Raw genomic sequence first — 6,237 nt, 5'->3', positions numbered from 1 at the left:
GTGTGCGTCGGTTGTTTGAGAACTCAACAGTGTGCTTGATAGTCAATGCCAATGTTTAAGGCTCTTCCCTTTTGTGGGAGGGGTTGTTTTGGATCGGATCGGGCAGTTTGTCTGTCTGGTCTGAGCTGGTATCAGTTAAGCTCTGTGAAGAGTGTTTTCTTTTGCGGAGAGTTTGATCCTGGCTCAGGACGAACGCTGGCGGCGTGCTTAACACATGCAAGTCGAACGATGAAGCCCAGCTTGCTGGGTGGATTAGTGGCGAACGGGTGAGTAACACGTGAGTAACCTGCCCCTCTACTTCGGGATAAGCCTTGGAAACGGGGTCTAATACCGGATATTCAGTCTCTGCCGCATGGTGGGGGTTGGAAAGATTTTTTGGTGGGGGATGGGCTCGCGGCCTATCAGCTTGTTGGTGGGGTGATGGCCTACCAAGGCGTCGACGGGTAGCCGGCCTGAGAGGGCGACCGGCCACACTGGGACTGAGACACGGCCCAGACTCCTACGGGAGGCAGCAGTGGGGAATATTGCACAATGGGCGCAAGCCTGATGCAGCGACGCCGCGTGAGGGATGACGGCCTTCGGGTTGTAAACCTCTTTCGACACGGAACAAGGCTTCTCGTTTTCGGGGGGTTGAGGGTACGTGTAGAAGAAGCGCCGGCTAACTACGTGCCAGCAGCCGCGGTAATACGTAGGGCGCAAGCGTTGTCCGGAATTATTGGGCGTAAAGAGCTCGTAGGCGGTCTGTCGCGTCTGGTGTGAAAACCCGAGGCTCAACCTCGGGCTGGCATCGGGTACGGGCAGGCTGGAGTGCGGTAGGGGAGACTGGAATTCCTGGTGTAGCGGTGGAATGCGCAGATATCAGGAGGAACACCGATGGCGAAGGCAGGTCTCTGGGCCGTTACTGACGCTGAGGAGCGAAAGCATGGGGAGCGAACAGGATTAGATACCCTGGTAGTCCATGCCGTAAACGTTGGGCACTAGGTGTGGGGCAGGTTCCACCTGTTCTGTGCCGTAGCTAACGCATTAAGTGCCCCGCCTGGGGAGTACGGCCGCAAGGCTAAAACTCAAAGGAATTGACGGGGGCCCGCACAAGCGGCGGAGCATGCGGATTAATTCGATGCAACGCGAAGAACCTTACCAAGGCTTGACATGCACCGGATCGCTGCAGAGATGTGGTTTCCGTAAGGTCGGTGTACAGGTGGTGCATGGTTGTCGTCAGCTCGTGTCGTGAGATGTTGGGTTAAGTCCCGCAACGAGCGCAACCCTTGTCTCATGTTGCCAGCGGGTGATGCCGGGGACTCATGGGAGACTGCCGGGGTCAACTCGGAGGAAGGTGGGGATGACGTCAAATCATCATGCCCCTTATGTCTTGGGCTTCACGCATGCTACAATGGCCGGTACAGAGGGTTGCGATATCGTGAGGTGGAGCGAATCCCTAAAAGCCGGTCTCAGTTCGGATCGGGGTCTGCAACTCGACCCCGTGAAGTCGGAGTCGCTAGTAATCGCAGATCAGCAACGCTGCGGTGAATACGTTCCCGGGCCTTGTACACACCGCCCGTCAAGTCACGAAAGTTGGTAACACCCGAAGCCCACGGCCCAACCGTAAGGGGGGAGTGGTCGAAGGTGGGACTGGCGATTGGGACTAAGTCGTAACAAGGTAGCCGTACCGGAAGGTGCGGCTGGATCACCTCCTTTCTAAGGAGCACTTCGGCTCGTCGCCCCTGGGGTGGCGGGTCCAGAAGCCGCGCCATGACCGAACGTGTCGTGGGTGGTTGCTCGTGGGTGGAACATTGACGAAGGGCTCTGCCTCTTGTGTGGGGTTGCCTCTAGTACGCCGGGTGCCGGCCTCTCTCTTGCGGGGGGTGGTGGTGGCCGGGCTGGAACGGGTGACGCCTGGGGGTGGGGTCTGCCGAGCACACTGTTGGGTCCTGAGGCAACCGGCTCTCGGGATCGTCACGACCGGGTCGCGGGTTTTTTTGCTCGTGGTCGGGGTGGGGGTTCCTGGGTGGGGTGTTTCGTGGAGGGTTCGGGTCATCGCTGGAGCGATACCGCCAGGCCGGGATGGTGTGGTTGGTCGTTCGTGGGTGGTGGGTTCGTTCGTTGCTTGAGAACTGTATAGTGGACGCGAGCATCTCTGGACATGCCAGTGGCTCTGTTCTCATCCTTGGGGTTTTCATCCTTGGGGTGGGAGGGGGTGTGCTGGTGTGTTCTGTGTAGTGTTGTTGAAGTTTTTTAGGGCACAGGGTGGATGCCTTGGCATCAGGAGCCGACGAAGGACGTTGTAGCCTGCGATAAGCCTCGGGGAGCTGGCAGACGAGCTGTGATCCGAGGGTTTCCGAATGGGGGAACCTACCCGAAGTCATGTTCGGGTACCCGCACTTGAATTCATAGGGTGTGGGGGGGAACGCCGGGAAGTGAAACATCTCAGTACCGGCAGGAAGAGATATTCTGTGAGTAGTGGTGAGCGAAAGCGGATGAGGTTAAACCGTGCGCGTGTCAAGTTGTCAGGCGTTGCGTGTGCGGGGTAGTGGGAGCTTCTTCAGATCTCTGACAGGGTCTGGGCCAGTGAGAAAGTCGTGTGATAGCCGAACCGGGTTGAATACCGGACCGTAGAGGGTGGGAGTCCCGTAGGTGAAATCGTGCGGCCTGGTGGAGGTTGTCCCGAGTAGCACGGGGCCCGTGAAATCTCGTGTGAATCTGCCAAGACCACTTGGTAAGCCTAAATACTCCCTGATGACCGATAGCGGACCAGTACCGTGAGGGAAAGGTGAAAAGTACCCCGGGAGGGGAGTGAAATAGTACCTGAAACCGTGTGCCTACAATCCGTCAGAGCCTCGGCGTCTCCTTGTGGGGCGTGTGGGGGTGATGGCGTGCCTTTTGAAGAATGAGCCTGCGAGTTAGTGCTCGGTGGCGAGGTTAACCCGGGTGGGGTAGCCGTAGCGAAAGCGAGTCCGAACAGGGCGGTCCAGTCGCCGGGTCTAGACCCGAAGCGGGGTGATCTAGCCATGGGCAGGGTGAAGCGTCGGTAAGACGGTGTGGAGGCCCGAACCCACCAGGGTTGAAAACCTGGGGGATGACCTGTGGTTAGGGGTGAAAGGCCAATCAAACTCCGTGATAGCTGGTTCTCCCCGAAATGCATTTAGGTGCAGCGTCGCGTGTTGCTTGCTGGAGGTAGAGCTACTGGATGGCCGATGGGCCCGACAAGGTTACTGACGTCAGCCAAACTCCGAATGCCGGTAAGTTGAGCGTGGCAGTGAGACTGCGGGGGATAAGCTCCGTGGGTCGAGAGGGAAACAGCCCAGATCGCCGGCTAAGGCCCCTAAGCGTGTGCTCAGTGGGAAAGGATGTGGAGTTGCTCAGACAACCAGGAGGTTGGCTTAGAAGCAGCCATCCTTGAAAGAGTGCGTAATAGCTCACTGGTCAAGTGATTCCGCGCCGACAATGTAGCGGGGCTCAAGCACACCGCCGAAGCCGTGGCAACCACACGCATACATTACGGTCAACTTGTTGATTGTCAGTGGTGTGGTTGGGTAGGGGAGCGTCCTGCAGCCGTGGAAGTCCCGGAGTGATCCAGGGGTGGAGGCTGCGGGAGTGAGAATGCAGGCATGAGTAGCGAATGACGGGTGTGAATCCCGTCCACCGAATGACCAAGGGTTCCAGGGCCAGGTTTATCCGCCCTGGGTAAGTCGGGACCTAAGGCGAGGCCGACAGGCGTAGTCGATGGACAAGGAGTTGATATTCTCCTACCGGCGAAGAACCGCCCATACCGAGTCCGGTGAGACTAACCATCCCGAACCTTCCACCACAGTCTTCGGACTGTACCGGGGGGTGAGGCGTGGGACCTGATCCGGTAGTAGGTAAGCGTGTTAACAGGGGTGACGCAGGAAGGTAGCCGCACGTGGCGATGGTTGTCCACGTCCAAGGTCGTAGCCCGTTCCGTAGGCAAATCCGCGGGACATGAAGGGTGAGGGCTGATGGTGACCACTTATGTGGGAACGTGGTGATCCTCTGCTGCCAAGAAAAGCCTCGACGTGAGGTTCTAGCCGCCCGTACCCGAAACCGACTCAGGTGGTCAGGTAGAGAATACCAAGGTGATCGAGCGAATCGTGGTCAAGGAACTCGGCAAAATGCCCCCGTAACTTCGGGAGAAGGGGGGCCCAACCCGTGAACCCTACTTGCTGGGGGGAGCGGGGGTGGGCCGCAGAGACCAGGGAGAAGCGACTGTTTACTAAAAACACAGGTCCGTGCGAAGTCGCAAGACGATGTATACGGACTGACGCCTGCCCGGTGCTGGAAGGTTAAGAGGACGAGTCAAACCCTTGCGGGTTGAAGCTCAGAATTTAAGCCCCAGTAAACGGCGGTGGTAACTATAACCATCCTAAGGTAGCGAAATTCCTTGTCGGGTAAGTTCCGACCTGCACGAATGGCGTAACGACTTCTCCGCTGTCTCGACCGCGAACTCGGCGAAATTGCACTACGAGTAAAGATGCTCGTTACGCGCAGCAGGACGGAAAGACCCCGGGACCTTTACTACAGCTTGGTATTGGTGTTCGGTGCGGTTTGTGTAGGATAGGTGGGAGACTGTGAAGCCCGGCCGCCAGGTCGGGTGGAGTCATCGTTGAAATACCACTCTGATCGCTTCGGGCATCTAACCTCGGTCCGTGATCCGGATCAGGGACAGTGCCTGGTGGGTAGTTTAACTGGGGCGGTTGCCTCCTAAAATGTAACGGAGGCGCTCAAAGGTTCCCTCAGCCTGGTTGGCAATCAGGTGTCGAGTGCAAGTGCACAAGGGAGCTTGACTGTGAGACTGACAGGTCGAGCAGGGACGAAAGTCGGAACTAGTGATCCGGCCATGGCTTGTGGAAGCGTGGTCGCTCAACGGATAAAAGGTACCCCGGGGATAACAGGCTGATCTTGCCCAAGAGTCCATATCGACGGCATGGTTTGGCACCTCGATGTCGGCTCGTCGCATCCTGGGGCTGGAGTTGGTCCCAAGGGTTGGGCTGTTCGCCCATTAAAGCGGTACGCGAGCTGGGTTTAGAACGTCGTGAGACAGTTCGGTCCCTATCCGCTGCGCGCGTAGGAGTCTTGAGAAGGGCTGTCCCTAGTACGAGAGGACCGGGACGGACGAACCTCTGGTGTGCCAGTTGTTCCGCCAGGAGCACGGCTGGTTGGCTACGTTCGGAAGGGATAACCGCTGAAAGCATCTAAGCGGGAAGCCTGCTTCAAGATGAAGACTCCACCACCCTCGGGTGGGAAGGCGCCCGGAAGACTACCGGGTTGATAGGCCGGAGATGGAAGCCCAGTAATGGGTGGAGTTGACCGGTACTAATCCGCCAACAACCTCAACAACACACCCCACACCCACACACTGTGTGTGTGCCGGCTGTTCGCGTCCACTGTACGGTTCCCGAGAAACGACCAAACCACCCCCCACGGGTGCCGGCAGGCACAACGAAGAGGGGGGGCCTGTAGCCCTGGGTTGGTTGGTGAACTCGATAGTGTTACGGCGGTCATAGCGTAGGGGAAACGCCCGGCTCCATTCCGAACCCGGAAGCTCAGCCCTACAGCGCCGATGGTACTGCCCCCGCCAGGGGGTGGGAGAGTAGGACGCCGCCGGACCCCCTTTCACGAAAGCCCCTCGAGCACCCACTCGAGGGGCTTTCGCCATTCCTGGAAAGCGCCCGGCAGCGATGCCGGCCACGCCACCTCGTGCGTTCGCCCACGCCGCCATCTCACGCGTTCGCCCACGCGTCGTCCGCCCGGACCAGGTCCCGGATCTCCGTCGGTAGACCATCCGTCACCAGATCGGCGAGCGTCACCTGCTCCAGCACCGTGCGGACATTGGCGCGCAGTGCGACCCAGACCTGGAGCAGCGGTGCGGCAGGTCCTTGGTACTCCAGGTCGGACGGCCGCTTGCCACGTACGAAGACGAGCGGCCCGTCGACGGCACGGATGACATCCGCGATCGTGACGCGTTCCGCGGGCTGGCCCAGTCGGTAGCCGCCGCCGGCGCCGCGCTGGCTCGTGACGAGACCGTCCCGGCGCAGGTCGCTGAGAATCCCTTCCAGGAAGCGATACGGGATGCCCTGCGCCGTGGCGAGGGCTTCGGCGCGAACAGGTACGTCATGGTCGGCGGCCGCGAGTTCGGCGGCGGCTCTCACGGCATAGTCGGCGCGTGCGGAGATTCTCATGACCCCATTGTCCACCGGAATAGGCGGTTACCGCGCGCACGAC

The 6,237-nt window shown here is 59.4% G+C and carries 1 protein-coding gene and 3 rRNA genes; 3 read left to right on the top strand and 1 reads right to left on the bottom strand.

Translation table 11 applies throughout. From position 1 onward, the window contains the following. Positions 1–160 precede the first annotated feature (160 nt). The 3 genes from IIE03_RS09325 (at position 161) to rrf (ending at position 5,622) form a co-directional block, all read left to right on the top strand. Positions 161–1,695, top strand: a 16S ribosomal RNA gene (locus tag IIE03_RS09325). A gap of 526 nt (positions 1,696–2,221) precedes the next feature. Continuing rightward, positions 2,222–5,352, top strand: a 23S ribosomal RNA gene (locus IIE03_RS09320). Between the two features lie 153 nt (positions 5,353–5,505). Then, positions 5,506–5,622, top strand: a 5S ribosomal RNA gene (gene rrf, locus IIE03_RS09315). The 16S, 23S and 5S rRNA genes sit together here, the layout of an rRNA operon. A gap of 113 nt (positions 5,623–5,735) precedes the next feature. On the opposite strand, the gene IIE03_RS09310 is transcribed toward rrf, so the two are convergent. Then, entirely contained in the window at positions 5,736–6,194 is a 459-nt protein-coding gene (locus tag IIE03_RS09310) for an RrF2 family transcriptional regulator (RefSeq protein WP_192862479.1), read from the bottom strand. Positions 6,195–6,237: the final 43 nt, after the last annotated feature.

This window comes from Myceligenerans pegani (genome assembly GCF_014892515.1).
Classification (GTDB): Bacteria; Actinomycetota; Actinomycetes; order Actinomycetales; family Cellulomonadaceae; genus Myceligenerans; species Myceligenerans pegani.
Note: the sequence above shows the minus strand (reverse complement) of the source record. Positions and strands in the feature narration are given on the sequence as shown.

Excerpts from the sequence above, each read along its gene's own strand:
- IIE03_RS09310 (WP_192862479.1), bottom strand. The coding sequence starts at position 6,194 with ATGAGAATCTCCGCACGCGCCGACTATGCCGTGAGAGCCGCCGCCGAA.